19 protein-coding genes and 1 other annotated feature are annotated in these 20,946 nt (G+C 42.7%); of the genes, 6 read left to right on the plus strand and 13 right to left on the minus strand.

The features are described from left to right. Together coaE and zapD are read left to right on the plus strand one after the other, a co-directional pair. On the plus strand, positions 1 to 606 hold the full coding sequence (gene coaE, locus P7F88_RS24175; RefSeq protein ID WP_277829021.1) for a dephospho-CoA kinase: 606 nt from the start codon (positions 1 to 3) through the stop codon (positions 604 to 606). Between the two features lie 18 nt (positions 607 to 624). Continuing rightward, positions 625 to 1,365, plus strand: a complete 741-nt coding sequence (gene zapD, locus P7F88_RS24180; RefSeq protein WP_277829023.1) for a cell division protein ZapD — start codon at positions 625 to 627, stop codon at positions 1,363 to 1,365. A 22-nt stretch (positions 1,366 to 1,387) separates the two neighbouring features. On the opposite strand, the gene yaaA is transcribed toward zapD, so the two are convergent. Beyond that, the gene (yaaA, locus tag P7F88_RS24185) at positions 1,388 to 2,161 is read right to left on the minus strand and encodes a peroxide stress protein YaaA (protein ID WP_277829025.1); all 774 of its coding nucleotides are present in this window, start codon (positions 2,159 to 2,161) and stop codon (positions 1,388 to 1,390) included. Between the two features lie 99 nt (positions 2,162 to 2,260). Further along, positions 2,261 to 3,697, minus strand: coding sequence for an alanine/glycine:cation symporter family protein (locus P7F88_RS24190; protein ID WP_422128593.1), 1,437 nt, complete (start codon positions 3,695 to 3,697; stop codon positions 2,261 to 2,263). 288 nt (positions 3,698 to 3,985) lie between these two features. Between P7F88_RS24190 and P7F88_RS24195 the strand changes: the two genes are divergently transcribed. Beyond that, positions 3,986 to 4,171, plus strand: a complete 186-nt coding sequence (locus tag P7F88_RS24195; protein WP_277829029.1) for a DUF3545 family protein — start codon at positions 3,986 to 3,988, stop codon at positions 4,169 to 4,171. A gap of 61 nt (positions 4,172 to 4,232) precedes the next feature. Here P7F88_RS24195 and P7F88_RS24200 read toward each other — a convergent pair whose 3' ends face one another. The 3 genes from P7F88_RS24200 to nfo form a co-directional block, all read right to left on the minus strand. Further along, complete coding sequence (locus P7F88_RS24200) at positions 4,233 to 4,799, minus strand: hemerythrin domain-containing protein (RefSeq protein ID WP_277829031.1); 567 nt, start codon at positions 4,797 to 4,799, stop codon at positions 4,233 to 4,235. A 99-nt stretch (positions 4,800 to 4,898) separates the two neighbouring features. Beyond that, on the minus strand, positions 4,899 to 5,585 hold the full coding sequence (gene ung / locus P7F88_RS24205; RefSeq protein ID WP_277829033.1) for a uracil-DNA glycosylase: 687 nt from the start codon (positions 5,583 to 5,585) through the stop codon (positions 4,899 to 4,901). A gap of 295 nt (positions 5,586 to 5,880) precedes the next feature. Further along, positions 5,881 to 6,738 (minus strand): deoxyribonuclease IV, encoded by an 858-nt coding sequence (nfo, locus tag P7F88_RS24210; RefSeq protein ID WP_277829035.1) that lies wholly within the window; start codon positions 6,736 to 6,738, stop codon positions 5,881 to 5,883. Positions 6,739 to 7,082: 344 nt separating this feature from the next. Here nfo and grcA point away from each other — a divergent pair, with 344 nt between their 5' ends. Next, a complete protein-coding gene (grcA, locus tag P7F88_RS24215; RefSeq protein ID WP_277829037.1) occupies positions 7,083 to 7,460 on the plus strand; it encodes an autonomous glycyl radical cofactor GrcA in 378 nt (125 codons plus the stop codon). Positions 7,461 to 7,873: 413 nt separating this feature from the next. Here the strand turns inward: grcA and thrC are convergent, their stop codons facing one another. The 3 genes from thrC to thrA are packed head-to-tail and all read right to left on the minus strand — an operon-like array spanning position 7,874 to position 12,581. Further along, positions 7,874 to 9,151: a threonine synthase gene (gene thrC / locus P7F88_RS24220; protein ID WP_277829039.1), complete on the minus strand. Its 1,278-nt coding sequence runs from the start codon at positions 9,149 to 9,151 to the stop codon at positions 7,874 to 7,876. Next, positions 9,148 to 10,104, minus strand: coding sequence for a homoserine kinase (gene thrB / locus P7F88_RS24225; protein WP_277829272.1), 957 nt, complete (start codon positions 10,102 to 10,104; stop codon positions 9,148 to 9,150). The genes thrC and thrB overlap by 4 nt, the downstream gene beginning before the upstream one ends. Positions 10,105 to 10,121: 17 nt before the next feature. After that, positions 10,122 to 12,581, minus strand: a complete 2,460-nt coding sequence (gene thrA / locus P7F88_RS24230) for a bifunctional aspartate kinase/homoserine dehydrogenase I (RefSeq protein WP_277829041.1) — start codon at positions 12,579 to 12,581, stop codon at positions 10,122 to 10,124. A 29-nt stretch (positions 12,582 to 12,610) separates the two neighbouring features. After that, positions 12,611 to 12,729 (minus strand) — a sequence feature (Thr leader region). Positions 12,730 to 13,081: 352 nt separating this feature from the next. On the opposite strand from thrA, the gene P7F88_RS24235 reads away from it, so the two are divergent. Continuing rightward, the gene (locus P7F88_RS24235; protein WP_277829043.1) at positions 13,082 to 13,555 is read left to right on the plus strand and encodes a ribonuclease regulator; all 474 of its coding nucleotides are present in this window, start codon (positions 13,082 to 13,084) and stop codon (positions 13,553 to 13,555) included. Here the strand turns inward: P7F88_RS24235 and P7F88_RS24240 are convergent. Both P7F88_RS24240 and P7F88_RS24245 read right to left on the minus strand, forming a co-directional pair. Beyond that, positions 13,552 to 14,034: a putative 4-hydroxy-4-methyl-2-oxoglutarate aldolase gene (locus P7F88_RS24240; RefSeq protein WP_277829045.1), complete on the minus strand. Its 483-nt coding sequence runs from the start codon at positions 14,032 to 14,034 to the stop codon at positions 13,552 to 13,554. The genes P7F88_RS24235 and P7F88_RS24240 overlap by 4 nt on opposite strands. A 98-nt stretch (positions 14,035 to 14,132) precedes the next feature. Continuing rightward, positions 14,133 to 14,525 (minus strand): DUF3293 domain-containing protein, encoded by a 393-nt coding sequence (locus P7F88_RS24245; RefSeq protein ID WP_277829047.1) that lies wholly within the window; start codon positions 14,523 to 14,525, stop codon positions 14,133 to 14,135. Positions 14,526 to 14,866: 341 nt separating this feature from the next. Here P7F88_RS24245 and arcA point away from each other — a divergent pair, with 341 nt between their 5' ends. After that, positions 14,867 to 15,583, plus strand: a complete 717-nt coding sequence (arcA, locus tag P7F88_RS24250) for a two-component system response regulator ArcA (RefSeq protein ID WP_277829049.1) — start codon at positions 14,867 to 14,869, stop codon at positions 15,581 to 15,583. A gap of 90 nt (positions 15,584 to 15,673) precedes the next feature. Here the strand turns inward: arcA and arcB are convergent, their stop codons facing one another. From arcB to mnmL, 3 genes are all read right to left on the minus strand, one after another. After that, positions 15,674 to 18,022, minus strand: coding sequence for an aerobic respiration two-component sensor histidine kinase ArcB (gene arcB / locus P7F88_RS24255; protein ID WP_277829051.1), 2,349 nt, complete (start codon positions 18,020 to 18,022; stop codon positions 15,674 to 15,676). A 103-nt stretch (positions 18,023 to 18,125) separates the two neighbouring features. Continuing rightward, the gene (locus P7F88_RS24260; protein WP_277829053.1) at positions 18,126 to 19,862 is read right to left on the minus strand and encodes a diguanylate cyclase domain-containing protein; all 1,737 of its coding nucleotides are present in this window, start codon (positions 19,860 to 19,862) and stop codon (positions 18,126 to 18,128) included. Between the two features lie 54 nt (positions 19,863 to 19,916). Continuing rightward, positions 19,917 to 20,855, minus strand: a complete 939-nt coding sequence (gene mnmL, locus P7F88_RS24265; protein WP_277829055.1) for a tRNA modification radical SAM protein MnmL/YtqA — start codon at positions 20,853 to 20,855, stop codon at positions 19,917 to 19,919. Positions 20,856 to 20,946 lie beyond the last annotated feature (91 nt).

Genomic DNA, 20,946 nt, shown 5'->3' on the forward strand with positions numbered 1-20,946 from the left:
ATGCCTTTTATAGTTGGACTTACCGGAGGTATTGCCAGTGGGAAAACCACCGTTGCCAATATTTTCCAAAAACACTTCCATATTGAAGCGGTTGACGCAGACGTAGTAGCAAGAGAAGTAGTCGAGCCCGGAACTCCAGGATTGATGAGTATAGAGCAACACTTTGGGGCAGAGATTCTAGACGCCTCGGGGCAGCTAAACAGAAGCAAACTGCGAGAGATTATCTTCTCTTCTCCACAAGAGAAAGAGTGGTTAAATGCACTACTGCACCCACTAATTCGTGACGAGATGAAGCGACAACTATCCAATATCTCCACGCCATATGGTTTATTTATTGTTCCTTTGATGGTGGAAAATAAACTTCATTCGATGGCAGACAGGGTATTAGTGGTAGATGTAAGTCCAGAAATACAAATTCAGCGCACGATCAAGCGCGATAACGTATCTGAAAATCAGGTAAAATCGATTTTAGCGTCTCAGGCGGATAGAAAACAGAGACTTGCTATCGCAGATGATGTTATCCTAAATGATGATGAAACTCTGGATCTACTATCCAGAATTACTGAACTTCATACTAAATATCTTTCTCTTAGCGCACGCCAGTGAGGATTTTAAGGTCGCGGAATGACAAGCCACAAATTTGAACACCCATTAAATGAAAAGACCCGTATTTACCTCAGAGTCGAAGCCCTATTGAGGCAAATGCACTATTCCGCAAGTTTTTCAGATCACTATCAGTACAATCAGTTTTTCCGCTCAATTTTCGATCTACTCGAAATATTTGATCAAATTCAACTTAAGGCTGAATTAGCAAAAGACATAGAAAAACAGAGGCTGGCATACAAAAGCTGGCTAAATGTTGAAGGCGTGAATCAGGAGAAGCTTCTTTCTGTTCTTGAAGAGCTGGATGTCACTCATAAAAACCTGATGGGTGCCGAAAGATTTGGTCGCAGCCTGAAGGAAGACAGGTTTCTCAGTTCCATTCGTCAACGCTTTAATCTTCCGGGAGGCACATGCTGCTTCGACTTACCAGCGTTGCACTATTGGAATCACCTTCCATTAGAGCAACGAAAGCGCAATGCCGATGAATGGATGGCAACACTTCAACCTTTATCTGAGTCTTTGAACCTGTGGCTACAACTCTGCCGGGAATCTGGCTACTTCAAACCTCAGATAGCCCGAAACGGCTTTTTCCAAAGTGATGCTGAAGAGGCAAATATTTTAAGGCTAAACATTCCACTGAAAGATGGTGTTTACCCAATGATCTCCGGGCACAAAAACCGCTTTGCTATTAAGTTTATGTCTTTCTCGACTGGGCAAGCTAGCAGTCAGGATATCGAATTTGAGCTAGCTATCTGTAGCTAGCTCTATACTTAATCTCGCAGTATCACTGCTCTTCGCGTTTAAACACCAGCTCCGTTGCCGTTGATTCTGATTCATCAAAATAGTATCCGGCAACATCAAATTTTGTCAGTTCTTCGACACTGCTAACACGATTATCGATTATATAGCGAGCCATCATACCGCGCGCTTTCTTAGCGTAGAAGCTAATAACCTTGTACTGAACATTTTTGCAATCTTTAAACACCGGCGTGATAACACTAGCATCAAGGGACTTAGTTTTAACTGACTTGAAATACTCATTAGAAGCAAGGTTAATCAATACATTATCTCCCTGCTGGGCAATCGCTTCATTTAGCTTGTCAGTGATAATATTGCCCCAGAACTGATATAGGTTAGTACCACGTTCATTTGCCAGCTTTGTTCCCATTTCCAGGCGATATGGCTGCATAAGATCCAAAGGCTTCAATAAACCATAGAGACCTGACAAAATTCTCAGGTGAGATTGAGCAAAATTAAAATCTTCTTCGCTCATGGTTTCTGCTTCTAAACCAGTATATACATCACCTTTAAAAGCCAGAATAGATTGCTTAGCGTTTTCCGGAGTAAAGCTTTCTTGCCATTGCTCAAAGCGTGCTACATTTAGCCCGGCAATTTTGTCACTGACCTTCATCAGAGAAGAAATATCTTGAGGAGTTAACTTGCGGCATACCTCAATCAGTTCTTTAGAGTGATCAATAAGCTCTGGCTTAGTATGTTTTTCGATTACGGAAGGTGATTCGTAATCGAGAGTTTTCGCTGGTGATATAACAATAAGCATAACTTTCTTCCTGACTGAGTAATTCTTATCTAATTCAAATATTAATGAAAAAGCTGGCATTCGTCAGCACAGCTTTTACTATCAATTCGATAGGTAATTTCAACTACCTATATCGACGAGATCTTTTTTAACGGGCGACTTCTCTCTCCAGATTCCTTCTTCTAATTGGGTATATAATTCCGGATAGTCTTTAGGGTTAAACTTCGGCACTTTTCCCATCGATAGCTGGCGATTGTAATCTTTCGCTAGCTTAACGACTATTCCTGATAACAATACAATCGCTACCAGATTGACGATCACCATTAACCCCATAGAGACATCAGCCAGTGACCAAACCACTTCTAACGGCTTCATCGCTCCAAACATCACCATTAAGAGAACCAAAGCCCTGAAGAAGTTCATTCCCGCTTTATGGTTGTGTTCGATAAACATAAGATTGGTCTCTGCGTATGAATAATTGGCAATAATTGAAGTAAACGCAAAGAAGAATATCGCCACTGAAACAAAAATGCTTCCCCACTCACCAGCCTGAGAGCTCACAGCCCGTTGTGTTAACTCAATACCAGACACATCTCCGTTTAAAACGTACTCGCCGGATAGAAGAATAATGGCAACCGTTGCACTACAAATAACAACGGTGTCGAAGAAAACGCCCAGCATCTGAACATACCCTTGGGAAGCTGGATGTGGTGGATATGGCGTTGCTGACGCTGCTACATTAGGTGCAGATCCCATTCCGGCTTCATTGGAGAATAGGCCTCGCTTAATCCCATTTATCATCGCCTGAGAAATTGCGTAGCCAACACCACCCGCTGCAGCTTCCTGCATTCCAAATGCACTTTTAATAATTAGCGATAAAACAGAAGGGACCTGTTCAATATTGATTGCCAGGAAGAAAAGAGCGATACCAAGGTAAGCCAATGCCATAAACGGAACAATAATCTCGGCAGTTCTTGCTATCACTCTTAGGCCGCCAAAGATCACTATTGATGACAGAGCAACGATTCCAAAACCAATATAAACAGGCTCCCAGCCAAACGTCACCTTTAAAGAGCTCGCTATAGAGTTTGCCTGAACAGCGTTAAACACCAGGCCAAATGAGATGATCAGAAAGATAGAAAAAACCACACCGAGCCAGCGCATACCCAGCCCTTTTTCTATGTAATAGGCTGGTCCACCGCGATAGTTTCCTTCACGATCTTTGGTTTTATATAACTGAGCTAAAGTGCTCTCGGCAAACGCTGTCGGCATCCCAAGCATAGCGATTAGCCACATCCAGAAGATAGCACCGGGTCCGCCGACAGTAAGAGCAACGGCGACCCCTGCCATATTGCCTGTACCTACACGAGCAGCAAGACTGGTACAAAGAGCCTGAAAGGAAGATATACCCGCAGCATCGGCTTTCCGGCTACTTCTAAGCACGGAAAACATGTGACGAAAGTGTCTGAACTGAATAAACCGGAGCTTAACGGTAAAATAGATCCCAACACCGATCAGTAAATAGATGAGTACCGCTCCCCAGAGCAAGTCACTCATTAAGTAAATAACTTCTTCCACCAACTCTCCTTTTGGTAAAACAAATCTGATCTGAACGTAATACTACACGAAAACAGAAAATCAAATAGCAGAATGAACAACTAAATCAGGTTATTTTTCAATCAAATAATATGTTCAAACTGTGAATTAGTGATAATTTTCTAATAAAACCTTCATAGAAGAGAAACAAATGAGAAACACATCATAGCTAATCTTGCAGAACTTATGTTACTTAAGTACCGAAGACACTCTTCTGGTTAGGATTGATTACAATAAGTGAGGTCGCAAATGAATGGATTTGTACTAGATGACATCATGGACATAAATGAAGGTCAGAGCCGCTCTGGCAGAGCTAAACCAGTAAAGCGTAAATGGCGTGAAATAGAAGCGATAAAAGATCGTCAACGCTTACAGAAAGAACTGATGGATCTTGATTGCTGTATGGACTATAGCATCGACGACATCGACTTATAAATTTATACAAAACAGGCACCTTCTCGGTGCCTGTTTTGAATTTGTTACCTGAGTATAAGTATTAGATCGCTTCCTGATCGGTCTGTCTGACACGCTCTGCTAGCTGCTTATACCTATCTGCTATCGTGTCACCGAACACAGGATCGTCATCACTGTGTTCCCACTGACTTTCCACTGCTTGCCAATCCTTAGTGGTAAAGGTTTCGCTAATGACAGGAAGAATCTCTTTTTCTTCGAAATCCAGGTGACGCTTCTGCTCCTGAATAAATGTTTCCAGCTGCTCTGAAAATACATCCAATGGAACCACCGCATCCTGAAGAATCATCTCCACGATACCCAGGAACTCATGGGTCTTCTCAGAAAGCTCTACATGCTCAGTTTCCAGGTTCTTAATTTCTTTGCCATGAACCTTATCCTTTGCGCCATAGTTCTCAATGTAGTACTGATAAAGAATGTCTTCTTTTGGATGATGGGTTGACTCTGAATGGCTAGAGAGATAATCCACTATCTCTTTCACTAAGCTGTAGTTGATAGGCTCTTCACTACGGATATGGTTCAGCTTCTTCCTTAAAATCGCCAGCAAGCGAACCATATACCCATGCTCACGGCGAATCTGCTCTATCATCATTGCTCCCTTCTCCTTATATTATGTTTCCCTACTAAACATAAGTGTATATAAGAATCGGGAAGCTTGCTTTGATAACTGTCTAATATTTCAACAAGAATTTTACATTTGAGATACAAGCTCAGGTTGCCAGTTAATTGGCTGAGATCCTTTTTTAACCAAAATATCATTGGTTTGTGAGAAATGCTTACAACCGAAAAAACCGCGATGAGCTGATAATGGAGAAGGATGAGGAGCCATTAAAACATGGTGTCGATTACGATCTATAACCCGCCCTTTTTTCTGAGCATGAGCTCCCCATAGCAGGAATATAACCCCGTCACAGTGCTCATTGACTGCTTCGATAACCCTATCGGTAAAAGTCTCCCAACCGGTTTTTGAGTGTGAGTGCGCTTTGCCCTGCTCTACAGTCAGGACGGTATTCAGAAGCAATACCCCCTGCTCTGCCCAGCTTTGCAGGTAGCCGTGTTCTGGAATCTCAAATCCTGGAATATCCTGAGCAAGTTCTTTGTACATATTTACCAGAGAGGGAGGTGTTTTTACCCCTGGAAGCACAGAGAAACAGAGACCATGAGCCTGATTAGGGCCATGATAAGGATCCTGTCCAATAATCACGACTTTGACATCAGAGAGCTCAGTATAACGAAAGGCATTAAATACGTCTTTGGCTGGAGGATAAACCGTTTTACCGGCGTCACGTTCTGCCTGAACGAATGCCATGGTCTGTAGAAAGTATTCTTGTTCCTTTTCACGACCAATAACGTCGTGCCAGGTTAATGCTTGGCTCATTCCGATTCCCTTTAAACTGATATTGGAGCAGATTATACAGATTTTCAGGGAATCAGAAACCAAGCCTACTTTTTAGAGCTTTTTAGCTTAATGGTGCCTTTGCGGCGTTCGAAAATGGCCACGCCCCTGTACATGACGGTTTGGAACAGGTACAGAACGAGGACGGCTAATAGATGTAGTAGATAAACGCATAATGGCACCTCTTTACGACTTTGGTATAACGACCAATTAAGTAATGAAAGATCGGTGCCAACTTTTTAGGCAAATTTATAGAACTCACTCAATATACTGAAGATTAAGTATTTTTAAGCTCTAGATGGCGTAAAGCCTGAATCTCATCTTTCCAAATTTCAGGTTCAATTGTCTCTAAGATCAATGGGATAGCATTGAATCTACTATCTTGAGCAATATATTCGAAGCAATCCCAGCCTATCTCTCCTTGACCTAATGAATGATGCCTGTCTACCTTACCAGCAAGTTTTGTTTTTGAATCATTAAGATGCATTGCTCTCAAATAGTGCATACCTACAACACGATCAAACTCTGCAAATGTGGCATCACAAGCATCTTTAGTTCTAAGGTCATAACCAGCGGCAAAAGTGTGGCAGGTATCAAGGCAAACTCCGACCCTACTTTTGTCTTCTACCTGTTCAATGATTTCAGCCAGGTGTTCAAACTTCCACCCCAGATTGCTTCCCTGCCCTGCTGTATTCTCTATAACCGCAACCACTTCCGGGACAGCCTTATGCGCCAGATTTATAGATTCAGCAATCTTAGCCAGGCACTCTTGTTCAGAAATTTTTTTCAAATGACTGCCCGGGTGAAAATTCAATAGGGTTAAGCCAAGTTGGTTACAACGCTCCATTTCATCCACAAAGGCATTGCGAGACTTTTCCAATTTTTCTTCTTCTGGTGCCCCAAGATTAATCAGGTATGAATCATGAGGCAGTATCTGCTCTGGTTCAAAGCCAAACTTGATACAGTTTTCCTTAAAACCACGAATGCTTTCAGGCGTTAAAGGTTTTGCAACCCATTGTCGTTGATTCTTGGTAAACAACGCAAAAGCGTTAGCTTCAATTTCACTTGCCCGTATAGGAGCATTTTCAACACCACCAGCTGCAGATACGTGGGCTCCAAAATATTTATTACTCACTGACTTCTCTCTGTTTTTACTCTTGTATTTTTATCACTACATTACCAGAACAACTATGATTAGATACAGCCTGATTCTGATAACCTTTTTGCTTCATTATTTACACAACTTCGTAGTAATAAAACAACACTAATTTCACCTTTTAAAATTTCAATAATATCAATAAAAACCAGAACTTACTGTTTTTTAATGTTTATTGATTTAACGCAAAGAAAATACCTTAAATTTTTTGAGGTTTTTAGTTGTATTTTGACTTAAATCAATATTATTATAGCGACAACAAGCTAACGCAAGATGCTCAACAAATTAATAATTAACACATAAATTGTGATTAGGAGAACGTTATGATTCAGGGTATTCAAATAACTAAAGCAGCAAACGATGAGCTACTAAACTCTATCTGGCTACTAGACACTGAAAAGAACGAAGCGCGCTGTGTTGCTGCAGCTACTGGCTACGAAGCAGACCAGGTTGTAGCTGCATCTGAGCTAGGTGAGTTCGAAAGCCGTGAAGTTGCAATTGAAACTGCACCAAAAGTTGAAGGTGGTCAGCACCTTAACGTTAACGTACTGAAGCGCGAAACTCTGGAAGATGCTGTAGCGCACCCAGAAAACTACCCACAGCTAACTATCCGTGTATCTGGTTACGCAGTTCGCTTTAACTCTCTGACTCCAGAGCAGCAGCGCGACGTTATCGCTCGTACTTTTACTGACTCTCTATAATTTCAGTATTCAATTATTCAAAAAGCAGCATCGAAAGGTGCTGCTTTTTTGTGTCTACAGTTTACCGCACTGATAAATAGAACTTAGTTACCTGTAACCTAAACGATAAACAAATGTAAAAGTTTCACTACCTTTCTCTACAGATGTAAGCAGATGTGACCACCATCTATCGTTTCCACAACGAGAAAACTATTATTGACCCCATCAATAAAGCAGAGAAAGGATAAAGACTCATGAGCATGACCATGCTGGCTATTATATTAGCCATTATTTTCACCAGTGTGATCGTAGGGCTTCTAGCTGTTGTTCTTTCCAAAGAAATGTAATTTCCACTGCCAGACATAACAAAAAAGCGCTCCTCATGTTCCATGAGGAGCGCTTTTTAGTTAACTTTACTGACTGTCTGACAGAGCTTAGATACTTCTTAGTTTTGCTTTTAGCGCCTCAAAATCAGCATCCATCTCATCAGAAAGTAGTTCCATCGCAGCATGTTTAGCAAGCGGGCCCGGAACATCGATATCTTTGTCCAGAATCTCATCAACGACTTCTTTGAACTTCGCAGGATGTGCAGTACACAGGAACAAACCTGTTTCATCTTCCTGCAACTGCTCAGTAAGCACACGGTAAGCAATAGCTCCATGAGGCTCACACAGGTAGTCTATATCGTTAAGCTCACGCACTGAATCTGCGCTCTGCTCATCGGTCACTGCACCTTTACCTAGCGTGTCTAAACCCCAGCCTTTAATGCGACATAGCTCTTCAATACGTGGCCAGTTGTTTGGTTGACTCACATCCATTGCATTTGAAGTTGTAGCGATAGTTGGCTTTGGCTCCCACTCACCCGTTTCAAGGTAACGAGGAACCGTATCATTTACGTTTGTAGCAGCGATAAAACGCTTCACAGGCAGGCCAAGGGCTTTTGCCAGCATACCAGCAGTCAGGTTACCAAAGTTACCACTTGGCACCGATACAACCAGATTCTCACGCTCTTCTTTACTCATTTGAGACGCAGCCTCAAAGTAGTAACAAATCTGAGCCATCAGACGACTGATATTAATCGAGTTAGCTGAGTTCAAACCAATCTCTTCACGTAGAGCCTGGTCATCAAATGCCTGCTTAACAAGAGACTGACAAGCGTCAAAGTCGCTATTGATGGCAACAGTATGGATATTTTTACCCAGAGTACAGAATAGCTTTTCCTGTAGCGGGCTAATTTTGCCTTTCGGATACAGGATTACCACATCGATATTTTCCATGCCGTAGAACGCATGAGCAACTGCCGCACCAGTGTCACCAGATGTTGCCGTAAGAATAGTGATCTTTCCACCATCAGATACGGCTGCCAGTGACTGAGCCATAAAACGGCCACCGAAGTCTTTAAACGCTAGTGTCGGACCATGGAAAAGCTCCAGAGCATAAACGCCATCTTTTACCTGATTAATTGGCGCTGGAAACTGAAAAGCGTTACCAACAAGCTCTTCTACTTTTTCAGGGCTAAGTTCTTCACCGATAAGAGCAGAAAGAATTTTACCGCTTCGGGTGATAAAATCTTCAGCCAGCAGGCTGTCTACATCATCAAACTTAGGCAGTTCTGATGGAAAGAATAAACCTTGATTTCGGCCTAATCCCTGGCGAACGGCCTGGCCAAAGGATACAACTTCATCATTCTCTTTTATGTTATAAAGCTTCATAGCTCACTTCCTGTAACGATCGAACCTTGCTTGTCTAGTCGGCAAACATGGACGAATCCTTCATCATTTTGTACGTAATTTTGTTCTAGCCAGCGAGCAACTCGCTCAGCGACATCTTTTTCTTTGCAAACACTAAATAGAGTCGGACCTGAACCAGAAATTCCGGTAGCCAATGCACCTGCTGAGGTAGCGTATTTACGAGCATCAGCAAAGCCCGGCAGTAGTTTCTCACGATAAGGTTCAGCAATCACGTCTTTGATCATTTTTGCTGCTAATTCGGGCTGCCCGGAATGGCAAGCATGAATAAAGCCCGCCAGATGACGGCCATGTGCAATAACGTCCTGACGACGGTATTGAGAAGGCAGGATTTCACGCGCTTCAGCAGTAGAAACCTTAATACCCGGATAAGCCATCACCCAATACCATTCATCGAAGCAAGGCACTTCCTGGCTAATGATACCAAGCTCTTCCAGCATAAGTTGAAGACCGCCCAGATAACACGGTGCGACATTATCATAGTGAATCCCGCCAGAGATCTTGCCTTCCATCTCACCCATCAGAGCCAGAAGCTCCATTTCGTTCAGAGGCTGACCGTGGAATCGGTTAAGAGCATCTAAAGCAGCAACGATAGAACAAGCCGAAGAACCAAGACCTGATCCAATAGGCATGTTCTTTTCTAGCGTCATGGTTAAAGGCTTTAGCTCGACACCTTTCTTAGCCAGTTCTCGGGCAAACACCGTCCAACAATCATAGACGATGTTTTCTTTTGGGTTTTCCGGCAGCTTTGATACAAAGCTACCAGCAGTGTTGAGAGCAAATGGCTCTTTGCCCGGCTTAACTTCTACCCTGTCACCAAGCAGAGTTCCATCAATTGGAGAAACCGCTGCACCAAGCACATCAAACCCAACACTTACATTACCGATCGAAGCTGGTGCATAAACCACAACACTCATGTCACTTGAATCCATCATCACATCCCTAATTTCCAGCCTAGTGTACGCATCACATCAGCGAATACACCCGCTGCTGTTACCTCTGTTCCCGCGCCATAACCACGAAGAACCAGAGGAATTGGTTGATAGTAACGGCTATAGAAGGCTAAAGCATTCTCACCATCTTTAATCTTGTACATTGGATCGCTGCCGTCAACCGCGGTGATATGAACCTTACATTTACCTTCGTTGATTTCGCCAACATAACGAAGCACTTTACCTTCTTCTGCTGCTTTAGCTGACAGTTCCTTGAAGTATGCATCTGCTTCCGGAAGGCGAGCCATAAACTCATCTACGCTACCAGAATCATCAAAACCAGGTGGTAATGCCTGCTCTACTTCAACGTCTTCCAGTTCCAGCTCCAGGCCTGATTCACGAGCAAGGATCAATAGCTTACGCGCCACATCCATACCAGATAGGTCGTCTCGCGGATCCGGTTCAGTAAAGCCGTTCTCTTTGGCGATGTTAGTTGCTTCACTCAGCGTCATACCTTCATCAAGTTTACCGAAGATATAAGAAAGAGATCCTGAAAGGATACCGTTAAACTTCTCTAGCTCATCACCAGCAGCCATTAGGTTTTGCAGGTTCTCAATAACAGGAAGACCGGCGCCTACTGTTGTTTCATACATCAGCTTACGACGCGATGTTCTCGACACATTTCTCAACTGGTGATAGTACGCCATGCTCGCTGTGTTCGCCTTCTTGTTAGGGGTAACAACGTGGAAACCAGCTGCCATAAAGTCAGCATATTGGTTAGCAATATCTTCACTGGATGTGCAGTCAACAAGAACAGGGTTAATGATATGGTTGCGCTGAACAGTAGAAATAAGACCTGCAAGGCTGAAATCTTCAGAAACGTTGTTCATGCGGTCGCGCCATCCATCAAGTGGCAGGCCTTTACCATCGATAAGCACACCTTTACTGTTCGCCAGTCCACAAACTCGTAAGATAATGCCCTTATCAGCTAACTTAGCCTGTTGACGCTGAACCTGGTCGACAAGCTCGCCACCGACACCACCAACGCCAACAACAAACAGATCAAGGAAGTGTTTAGAGTTAAATAGGTTCTCGTGACACGCCTTTATCGCTTCTGAAACCTTATCTTCCGGAATAACCGCTGAAATAGCACGCTCTGACGATCCCTGCGCAATCGCAACAATGTTTACGTTAATCTCTGCCAGAGATGAGAAGAAGCGAGATGCGACACCCTTCGACGTTCTCATACCATCACCTACCAGAGTAACGATAGCAACATCATCCATAAACTCTACTGGCTCGAGAAGGCCATCCTTCAGCTCCAGTTCGAAAGTATTACGAAGCGCTTCTTCAGCAAGTGGCTTGTCCGCTGCTTCTATACAGAAACTAATTGAGTACTCCGAAGATGACTGTGTGATAAGCACGATTGAAACACCAGCAGCAGACATAGCGCCAAATACACGGCTAGCCATGCCTACCATGCCTTTCAGACCAGGACCACAAACGTTCACCATGGTCAGTTTGTTCAGGGTTGTAATACCCTTGATAGAAAGCTTATCTTCACCAGTGTCCTGACCAATTAACGTACCAGCACCCTGAGGGTTGAAGCTGTTTTTAATCAGACATGGGATATGGAACTGAGCAATAGGTGCGATGGTTTTTGGGTGAAGTACGGAAGCGCCAAAGTAAGACAGCTCCATGGCTTCCTGATAGCTAAGCGATTTTAGCAGGCGAGCATCATCAACCAGGCGAGGATCACAGTTATATACACCGTCAACATCTGTCCAGATCTCACAGCACTCGGCTCTTAAACAAGCAGCAAGCACCGCAGCAGAGTAGTCAGAACCATTACGACCAAGAGTCACTAACTCTCCGTCTTCATTGCCAGCAGTAAAGCCCGGCATGATGTTTACGTGTCCCTCAGGCAATGGATCTTTCTTAAAGTTAAGTGTCGAAGCATCCACATCGACCATCGCTTCAAGATGATCACCAGATGCATTCAGATACTTAACCGGATCAATCAAACTTGCTGGCTGCCCTTTTGCTTCCAGAACCGACTGCATCAATTTGATCGAAATACGTTCACCTTTGCTAATAATGCGAGCGTTAACGTGATTAGGACAAGTTCCCAGAAGAGCGATTCCATGTACGAACTGACGTAGTTGAGAAAGCGAGGTGTTTACCTGTGCATCAAATGCTTTACTCTCCAGATTTGGTAGCACCGCTTTAATATCTGCAAAAAGCTGATTGAAAGAACTCTCAAGTTCATTAATTTGTAAATCCGCATCACCGTTGCGAAGTGCACCTTCGATTACCGCTACCAGTTTATTGGTCGTTTTACCTGGCGCAGACAATACAACTGCTGTCTCTTCCTGCTGCGCATTGTTTGCAATAATATCTGCTGCCCTTAAAAAGCGATCTGCATCGGCTAACGATGAACCACCAAATTTTAGAACTCGCATCCCTACCTCCAGTCTAATTTAAATCGGTATAAAAAAAGGCCTGTATCTTGTCGGATACAGGCCTTTTCTTGAAATTCTTTCGCTTAGCAGCCTGCCCCAACAATGGTAGTGTCGGTAATCATAATGGTTGTGGTCATCATATGGCGTGCTGTTAGCATTTAGTTATTAACTTCTGTTGCGTGTTTATCTGTTTGCTGCATCTACGTTTACCGATTTTCTTTCCTCGAGTCAACGGAAAGTTGGCTTTTTATTCAAAAAAATGAAAAACCTGACATAAAACCAAAGTTAAGACGCTTAATCAATCCTATAAATATCAAGCATTTATCAAATCCATATTCCATTTAATAACCAAACGTTCTATATAAAGATCAAAATGAAAGGATCAAAGTAAGAAAAATGTGTTTTAATGAATAGGCTGAACATTTTTAAAACAAGTTAATAACAATTCAGTAAGTATGATAAATTAATAAAATTCAGTGAAATTAAGCAGGGGGCATATAATGAAAGCATTATCATTGTTTTGTCTCGTTTTAATTTCAGGTAGCGCACTCGCTGAATCCCTCCCTATGTTACCGGGCCAGGAAAAAAACTCACCTCATAAAGTATTTGTATCGACTCAAACACAGTACAACGACTCTTTTGACACCTGGAAGTTTGATAGTGGCTATGCCTACTCTGTTTTTGACTCCGTTGATTTGTACGTGGGTGCCCGCTTCAATAATAGTGGCAATAATGAAACCCTGAACGAGAACGGTTTTTTGAGTGGTGTCAGTTATCAGTTCAGCGAGAAGGTGGTACTTCAAAGTACACTGCACACTAAAAATGAAAAGCAAGAAAGTGGTGAACGAGGAAATGTATATTCCGCAGAAGTATCTAGCCGAGTAAAAATCTCTGAACATCTGGATTTGCATGCCACTCTCGATTACGAAGAGTGGCAGCAAGGTTTTGAAGTAGGTTTAGGGTTCCGTTTTTAGAACTCCAGAGCCTCATGTGAGATAAGAGTACCATTCCAATCTGCGTAGATATAATCACCTGGCAGAACCGTTTGTCGGTTCATAGTGATAGGAACGTTTACCTCTCCAGCACCCTTTTTCTCTGTTTTAAATGGGTTAGCCGCAAGTGCTTTAATACCCAAATCCATTTCAGACAATGCAGCTACATCTCTTACCGCACCATACACAATAACGCCTTCCCAGCCATTTTCGATCGCCATAATTGCAAGCTGATCGCCGAGCAGCGCTTTTTTACAGGAACCATTCCCGTCTACGAAAAGAACTTTACCTTTTCCACCCTGGCTTAAGACTTCTCTTACCTTAGAGTTGTCGTGAAAGCATCGTACTGTGACAATCTCACCGAAAAAAGCATACCGTTGGCCGTAGCTCTGTAGTGGCAAATCAAGCAGTGTTACCTGCTCTTCGTACTTATCACAAAGATCTGGAAGTATATCGTTCATTTTTCCTCCTTGAGTTTTTCAGCAAATCTCGTATTTGCTACAAGGTAATCATTACCAAATTACAAACACATTACTGAGTTTTAATATAATCCTTTCTACTACTTAACCCGTTGAGAAAACTGTGCTATTTCACTCTCATCGGCATTGTTATCAACGCAAGAAACCAAAAATAATCTATCGTTTCTTACATAGTAAATTGCGTTCTGGTTATATTTTTTTCCGAGCTCTACAGCCTCTACCAAAGGCATTTCTACCGCAAAGCTCTCTTCCGTCCATTCCCTATTTATATCACCAACGAGCAATTTTTCGTAATTTTGTTTCAAAATATCACATTCCAAATCATAATTTGCACGTTGGTTAACACTATTGGACATCAACTTACCAAATGGGTTCCATGCCGTAATAACAGCAAAATCAATAAGGCCTATCTCTTTGTTTATAAAGAAATATGAGTTTCTATAAGCATCCAAAAGTGGTGTATTTATGTTCATTTATCTTCACAATACCTCGGCTATATAACTATCAATAGATGACGACTAGGTCTCTTGATATAAATCAACAAAGTGAAAAAAATTAACAAACTGTTATTGTTGCTATCTCGTTAAAATATTAGAATCCATCGCTATTATGGCAATAGAGAGACACCCACGGATTCGCTTTCTCTCAACAATCAGATAAGTTTGCAGCACAGGTGGACCACCGGACGGCATCCTATTTTGTAGATAATTCTCGAAAATTTTCTGCATAACATCGCAAACAAGTTACTCATATGTTATTTTTTGCCTAGAATTCAATTAAATTTAAACATTATAGTTACAATTAGGTACCGCCGATGCAAACCCCGCAGATTCTTATCGTTGAAGATGAGCAAGTAACTCGCAATACTCTCAAAAGCATTTTTGAAGCAGAGGGTTATGCTGTTTTCGAAGCCAGTGATGGTGAAGAGATGCATGACGTATTATCAGATAACTCGATCAACCTTGTTATCATGGATATCAACCTTCCTGGCAAAAATGGACTGTTGCTTGCAAGAGAACTACGCGAGCAAGCAAACGTAGCGCTTATGTTCCTGACAGGGCGCGACAATGAAGTAGACAAGATTCTAGGCCTTGAAATTGGTGCTGATGACTACATCACAAAACCATTCAACCCTAGAGAGCTTACTATCCGTGCTCGTAACCTACTAACTCGCTCAATGAGTGCTAATGCAGCACCAGAAGAGAAACGTACTGTTGAGAAATACGAGTTCAATGGTTGGGTTCTGGATATCAACAGCCGCTCTCTAATCAGCCCTATGGGTGAAGGCTACAAGCTTCCTCGCTCTGAATTCCGCGCTCTTCTTCACTTCTGTGAGAACCCTGGCAAGATCCAGACTCGTGCAGACCTTCTTAAGAAGATGACAGGCCGTGAGCTTAAGCCACACGATCGTACTGTGGATGTAACTATCCGCCGTATCCGTAAGCACTTTGAATCTGTAGGTGATACTCCTGAAATTATCGCTACCATTCACGGTGAAGGTTACCGCTTCTGTGGTGATCTGGAAGACTAACTTCTACACTGACAGATAACAAAATCAAAAAAGCGCGAACTTTAGTTTCGCGCTTTTTGTTTTATCCTCTTCCCAAAGAATTGTGAGAAATTACGGACGAGTTTTCAGCCAATCCCTTAATACTTGAATATCGTTCTGGTACTCATTTTTTATCTCTTCAACCCAATCATTAATATTATCCCACCAGGCCGTTAAATCTGGTGACTGGGCTTTTTGAGCAACACTTTGGATATGTTTTAAACCAATTGAACCTGCCGCACCCTTGATTTTATGTGCTTCAGAAACAATGCCGTCCTGATCCTTAGCCGTCATGTTTGAATCGAGAATTTCTATGTACTCTGGCATCATGGATTCGAACATATCTATGCTGTCAAATACAGGCTCCGTTCCGACTATTTCGATATAAGATTCCAGCATTTCTAAATCGAGCAACCTTGATGCTAACTCCGAGGCAGGCTTACTCTCCGTAACCTGTGGCTTAGGTTGGCTTTCACTGGTCATTCCCTTATCGGTATATTTTTCTATCACCCGTTTTATCGCCTTAATAGATAGAGGTTTACTCAAAGCATCATCCATACCTTTTTCCAGATAGTCATTTTTATCTTTCATTAGATTCGCAGTGAGTGCCACCAGCGGTGGTAGATTGTCATAGTTGTCTCTGAGATACATAGCAATATCAAAGCCTGTCATATCCGGAAGCTGAATATCCAGCAGAACCAGGTCGTAGGTATTCTCTTCAAAGTTATCCAGGGCTTCTTCACCGTTCATAGCAACCGTAACTTTATGCCCCAGAGTTTCGAGCAGAGATTTCGCCACTGTCACATTGAGCTCAATATCCTCCACCATAAAAATATTGAGTGAAGGGCCAGAATCCATTGGCTTGTTAGCCTGCTCTTCAAGAATCTCTGTTACCGGTACACGGAAGGAAACGGTAAACACGCTACCGAACCCTTCCTCGCTTGATACGGTAATATCACCATCCATCATATTGATAAGCTGTTTAGAAACCGCCAAGCCAATACCCGTGCCCACAGCATGCAGATTATCCTTACCAGACTTCACCTGATAGTACATTGCGAAGATCTTCTCGATCTCTTTTTCCGGTATGCCTATCCCTGTATCTTCAACTTCTAGCGATATACTGGCAAAACCGTCACTCACATCGGCGCTAACACTCATAACAACGCCACCTTCTTTGGTGAACTTCACTGCATTACCAACAATGTTCCAGAGCACCTGACGTAACCTGGTAGCGTCTACCTCTATTGCTCTTGGAAGTTCAGTTAGCCTTTCCAGGTCAAAACGCAGCCCTTTTTGTTGAGCCATTAACCCTGAAATGCTCTCCATCTCGGATACAAAATCACCGAAATCGATAGCCTTAGGTAACAGTTCCAGCTTACGTCGGTCAAATTTATCCATATCGATAATGTCATTGAAAATATTGCCCAGAGTTACCGCACTAACATTGATGGTTTGCATCTGCTGCCGCTGCTCCTCATCAAGCCTGGTATCGAGCAACATTCGGGATAGGCCTACAATACCATTCAGTGGCGTTCTTAACTCATGACTGACCGTTGAAATAAAGGTGGTTTTATCGCGGCTGGCCTTTTCCAGAGCATCCTGATACTTCTTCCTTTCGGTAATATCACGGCCAAACCCAACCAATCCCAAGTGGCGTCCATCTTTGCTATAGAATGGAACCTTACGAAGTTCAAAGTAAACCTTTTTGCCATCGGGATATTCAAGCCATTGTTCGTAAGTAATCTCTTCATTACTTTTGAAAACCTGCTGGTCGGTTTCTACAACCTGACTGGCCACCTCTTTGCTGTATACATCCCACGGGGTTAACCCAACAAGTTCACGCTCTTTTTTACCAATCAGATCTTCAACCGCCTTGTTACAACCAGAAAATACGCCATCGGCATTGCGGTAGTAAATCAAGTCAGGGGACGCATCAATAAACGAGCGCAAAAGTGCAGTACGTTCCGCAAGCTCTACTTGGGTCATCTCGCGCTGATAGACCTCGGCTTCAAGGTCTTTCATCGCAACTTCACGAGCATTTTCTGCTTTGCGTCTCTCTTCGATTTCCTGATTTAACTTAATAATATTCTGTTGAAGCTGGTTATTTAGTTCCTGATCGCGGGAACGCATATCTTTAAGTTTCGCTACCAGTTTAGATAGCCTTTGACGAGACTCTTCTAGTTGATCAACAACAACGGAAAGGAAATAGACGGCCCAGGGTGTGATAATCAGGCCAAAAAATACGGAACGAATGATATCTATATTATCTACGTTACCTTGCAGTCCAAGTGTAATACCGACCTGAACGAACACGGCAAGGGCTACAATAGCGAGCGCCAGTAGAATAGAGAATCTCAGAATACCTAGCTTAACCAGCAGATCGACATAGTACTGCGCTAAGTTTTTGATTGGTTTCATTTAATGCTCCATGTCTACTGTATGGAACCATTTTATCGTCTGCTGTCGTGATTGGAAGGATAAAGATCACTCACCAAAAAAGTAGTGAAGACACACCTAAACGTTAAGCTTTATAAAAACAACTGCGGTTTCTGCCACTCTCTTTCGCCTCATACAGAGCTTTATCTGCACGGCTAATGATAGTACTAGACAGTTCCCCGACTTCAGGGATATACGAAGCGATACCAATACTCAGAGTTAGCTGCGACGCTATATCAGAATACTCGTGCGTGATATTGAGCTTTTTGACCGCCGCATGAATGCCTTCTGCAATAACCTGTGCGCCGGCCAGATCGGTTTCCGGTAAAATAAAGGCAAACTCTTCACCACCATAACGAGCTACACAGTCAGTAGATCGAGTCAGCACTTTTTGGAAAGCACTAGCAACTTCAATTAATGCCTGATCTCCCATCTGGTGGCCGTAGTTGTCATTATAGTTTTTGAAAAAATCCACATCGACTAACAATATCGCCAGTGATGTTTTTTGGCGGATATGCAGATTCCAGAAGGTTTCCAGTTTTTCATCAAACTGACGTCGGTTAGCTATTGTGGTCAGGCTATCCAGGAAGCTGAGCTTTTCCAGCTCTTCGTTCATTTCTTCCAGCTTGCGCTCTGCCAGGTATCTCTCTGTAACATCCCGAGCCATGATAAGGACACCACTTTGCGATGTGGCGGAGTCTCTATATGGTGATTTGACGACATCCAGCCACTTTTCCCCGTTGTCATCAAACATATGATCCACGTAACGTAGCGTCTTTCCTTCATTAATGACCAGTTCATCAGAGCGGGTAAAGCGACTATGAACCTCCTCCGGCAAGATTTCATCTGCTTTTACCCCTATCATTTCCCGGTAATCATCAATACCGAGAGCTGAAGCAAACGCCTGATTACACGCTTCATAGACCTTATTTTCATTGAAAATCCCTATCGCATCAGGGGAAGAGTCGAGAATAGACTGAAGAATGATATCCCGTTGAGCAAGCGCAGCTTCGGTGCCTTTTCGACGATCCATTTCATCTCGCAGATCCTGCTGCATTTTATACCAGTCAGTCACATCATGGCTGATACCTAAAGACCCGATTACCTCACCGTCTTCAGATATAAGCATGGTATGGGAGGTTTCTAACAGGCAACTTCTGCCCTCTGAATCTGTTGTCCAGTTTCTTTGGTTACTTCTGCCACGCATTGGGCCTTTTATTGTAATTGCGCCTTCATCACTGCGGCCTTTCCAAAAATTGTCAAATGACCTGTTAGTACCAATAAGTTGCCCTTCTTTATCTTTGATAAAAATAAGTTCTGACAGGGAATCCATCGCCGTTTTAGAAATTCTAAGAGAGGTTTGTTCCTGTATGGTCTCTTCAGCAGATTTCTGGTGAGGAACCGCATAAACAATCCAAACCCGGTTTCCTTTATAGGTACTTTTTCGGCCAGATAGATCTAAAGATGTTTTAGAAAGGTCAGATATAACCCAGTTATAACGGTGGTTCTTAAAGCTCATGCCACCAAACTGACTAAATAGAGCTACCATGCTTTCCGGGGAAATTGAGGATGGATAGATAAATCTCTTACCTACTTGTCTTACACCCAGCAGTTGCATTGCTGAACGGTTGGCAGCAATCAGCTTTCCTGACTGCTCACCAATAATAAGCATAGCCAGAGGAGAATCTTGAAGCAGCTGATAAAACTGATTTTGCTTTCTCGCCCGATAATAAACAGCTACCACAACACAGAAAACGACTAGAAGTACGTCGAAGCCAACAAACGAATGTATTTCTGATAACTGTAAGAGCAACTTATCCATTTTTGATAACTACACCAATGATATACGCGTCAACAATCTATTCGGTTTTCACACTTAGTCAACTATAGGTTTCGTATATGTGAAAGGACGCTGAATTAATGAACCTTGAGGACCATTTTTATCAAGATTCCTTCCTATTTCTGTCATCGCCAGCCAACGGTTCTCGCACCACAATGGCGAAAGCAAAGTTGGCCGTCTTGCCGCAGCGGATACACGGTGATAGACAACGTCAGGTGGCGTCATCCGAATGAGTTCGCTTGCAACAGAGACATACTCTTCAAGTTCAGGAGCTTCCATTCTGCCCGCTTTCCACGCCTTAGCCATCGTGCTTCCTTCTACTATATGTAGCGGATGAAGCTTGATACCATCAGTTCCTACTTCTACAACCTTGCTCATTGTATCTATGTAGTCAGAACGAGTTTCTTTAGGCAAACCAACAATAAGGTGAGTACATACTTTTATACCAAGAGCTCGTGCTTTCTTTGTAATCTCAGCATAGCACTCAAAATCATGACCACGATTGATTCGTTTAAGTGTATCGTTATTGGCGGTTTGAAGACCAAGTTCTAGCCAAATTTCATAACCCTGTTCTACATAACCAGATAACAGTTCTAAAACAGCTTCCGGAACGCAGTCAGGGCGAGTACCTACACACAAGCCAACGATATCCGCAGCCTGAAGTGCTTCTTCATACATAGATTTCAGCGTCTGCACTTCGGCATAAGTACTGGTATATGCCTGAAAATAAGCCAGGTATTTTTTAGCGCGATGCACTTCTCCCGCTCTATCGGTCAGTTGTTCCAGAATACTCTGCTTTTGTGTCTGTTCATCAGAGAATGAAGCAACGTTACAAAAGGTACATCCACCTCTACCAAGTGTCCCGTCCCGATTCGGGCAACTAAAACCACCATGTAGGGTTAATTTATGGACTTTTTCGCCATAGCGTCTCTGTAAGTCCTGTCCCAGAGTATTAACTAATTCGTGTAACTGCATGTGATGCCAATAAAGGTATGAAACTGAAATAAAATTACATAATTCCCAAGTTTGGGTGGGTCATTATAGAGGTATTACCGGTGAGTATTAT

The organism is Vibrio hannami (assembly GCF_029589055.1).
Taxonomy (GTDB): domain Bacteria; phylum Pseudomonadota; class Gammaproteobacteria; order Enterobacterales; family Vibrionaceae; genus Vibrio; species Vibrio hannami.

Bases quoted from the DNA above. Each gene is read 5' to 3' on its own strand.
- coaE (WP_277829021.1), top strand. From the start codon at position 1: ATGCCTTTTATAGTTGGACTTACCGGAGGTATTGCCAGTGGGAAAACC.
- zapD (WP_277829023.1), top strand. From the start codon at position 625: ATGACAAGCCACAAATTTGAACACCCATTAAATGAAAAGACCCGTATT.
- yaaA (WP_277829025.1), bottom strand. From the start codon at position 2,161: ATGCTTATTGTTATATCACCAGCGAAAACTCTCGATTACGAATCACCT.
- P7F88_RS24190 (WP_422128593.1), bottom strand. From the start codon at position 3,697: ATGAGTGACTTGCTCTGGGGAGCGGTACTCATCTATTTACTGATCGGT.
- P7F88_RS24195 (WP_277829029.1), top strand. From the start codon at position 3,986: ATGAATGGATTTGTACTAGATGACATCATGGACATAAATGAAGGTCAG.
- P7F88_RS24200 (WP_277829031.1), bottom strand. From the start codon at position 4,799: ATGATGATAGAGCAGATTCGCCGTGAGCATGGGTATATGGTTCGCTTG.
- ung (WP_277829033.1), bottom strand. From the start codon at position 5,585: ATGAGCCAAGCATTAACCTGGCACGACGTTATTGGTCGTGAAAAGGAA.
- grcA (WP_277829037.1), top strand. From the start codon at position 7,083: ATGATTCAGGGTATTCAAATAACTAAAGCAGCAAACGATGAGCTACTA.
- thrC (WP_277829039.1), bottom strand. From the start codon at position 9,151: ATGAAGCTTTATAACATAAAAGAGAATGATGAAGTTGTATCCTTTGGC.
- thrB (WP_277829272.1), bottom strand. From the start codon at position 10,104: ATGAGTGTTGTGGTTTATGCACCAGCTTCGATCGGTAATGTAAGTGTT.
- thrA (WP_277829041.1), bottom strand. From the start codon at position 12,581: ATGCGAGTTCTAAAATTTGGTGGTTCATCGTTAGCCGATGCAGATCGC.
- P7F88_RS24235 (WP_277829043.1), top strand. From the start codon at position 13,082: ATGAAAGCATTATCATTGTTTTGTCTCGTTTTAATTTCAGGTAGCGCA.
- P7F88_RS24240 (WP_277829045.1), bottom strand. From the start codon at position 14,034: ATGAACGATATACTTCCAGATCTTTGTGATAAGTACGAAGAGCAGGTA.
- P7F88_RS24245 (WP_277829047.1), bottom strand. From the start codon at position 14,525: ATGAACATAAATACACCACTTTTGGATGCTTATAGAAACTCATATTTC.
- arcA (WP_277829049.1), top strand. From the start codon at position 14,867: ATGCAAACCCCGCAGATTCTTATCGTTGAAGATGAGCAAGTAACTCGC.
- arcB (WP_277829051.1), bottom strand. From the start codon at position 18,022: ATGAAACCAATCAAAAACTTAGCGCAGTACTATGTCGATCTGCTGGTT.
- P7F88_RS24260 (WP_277829053.1), bottom strand. From the start codon at position 19,862: ATGGATAAGTTGCTCTTACAGTTATCAGAAATACATTCGTTTGTTGGC.
- mnmL (WP_277829055.1), bottom strand. From the start codon at position 20,855: ATGCAGTTACACGAATTAGTTAATACTCTGGGACAGGACTTACAGAGA.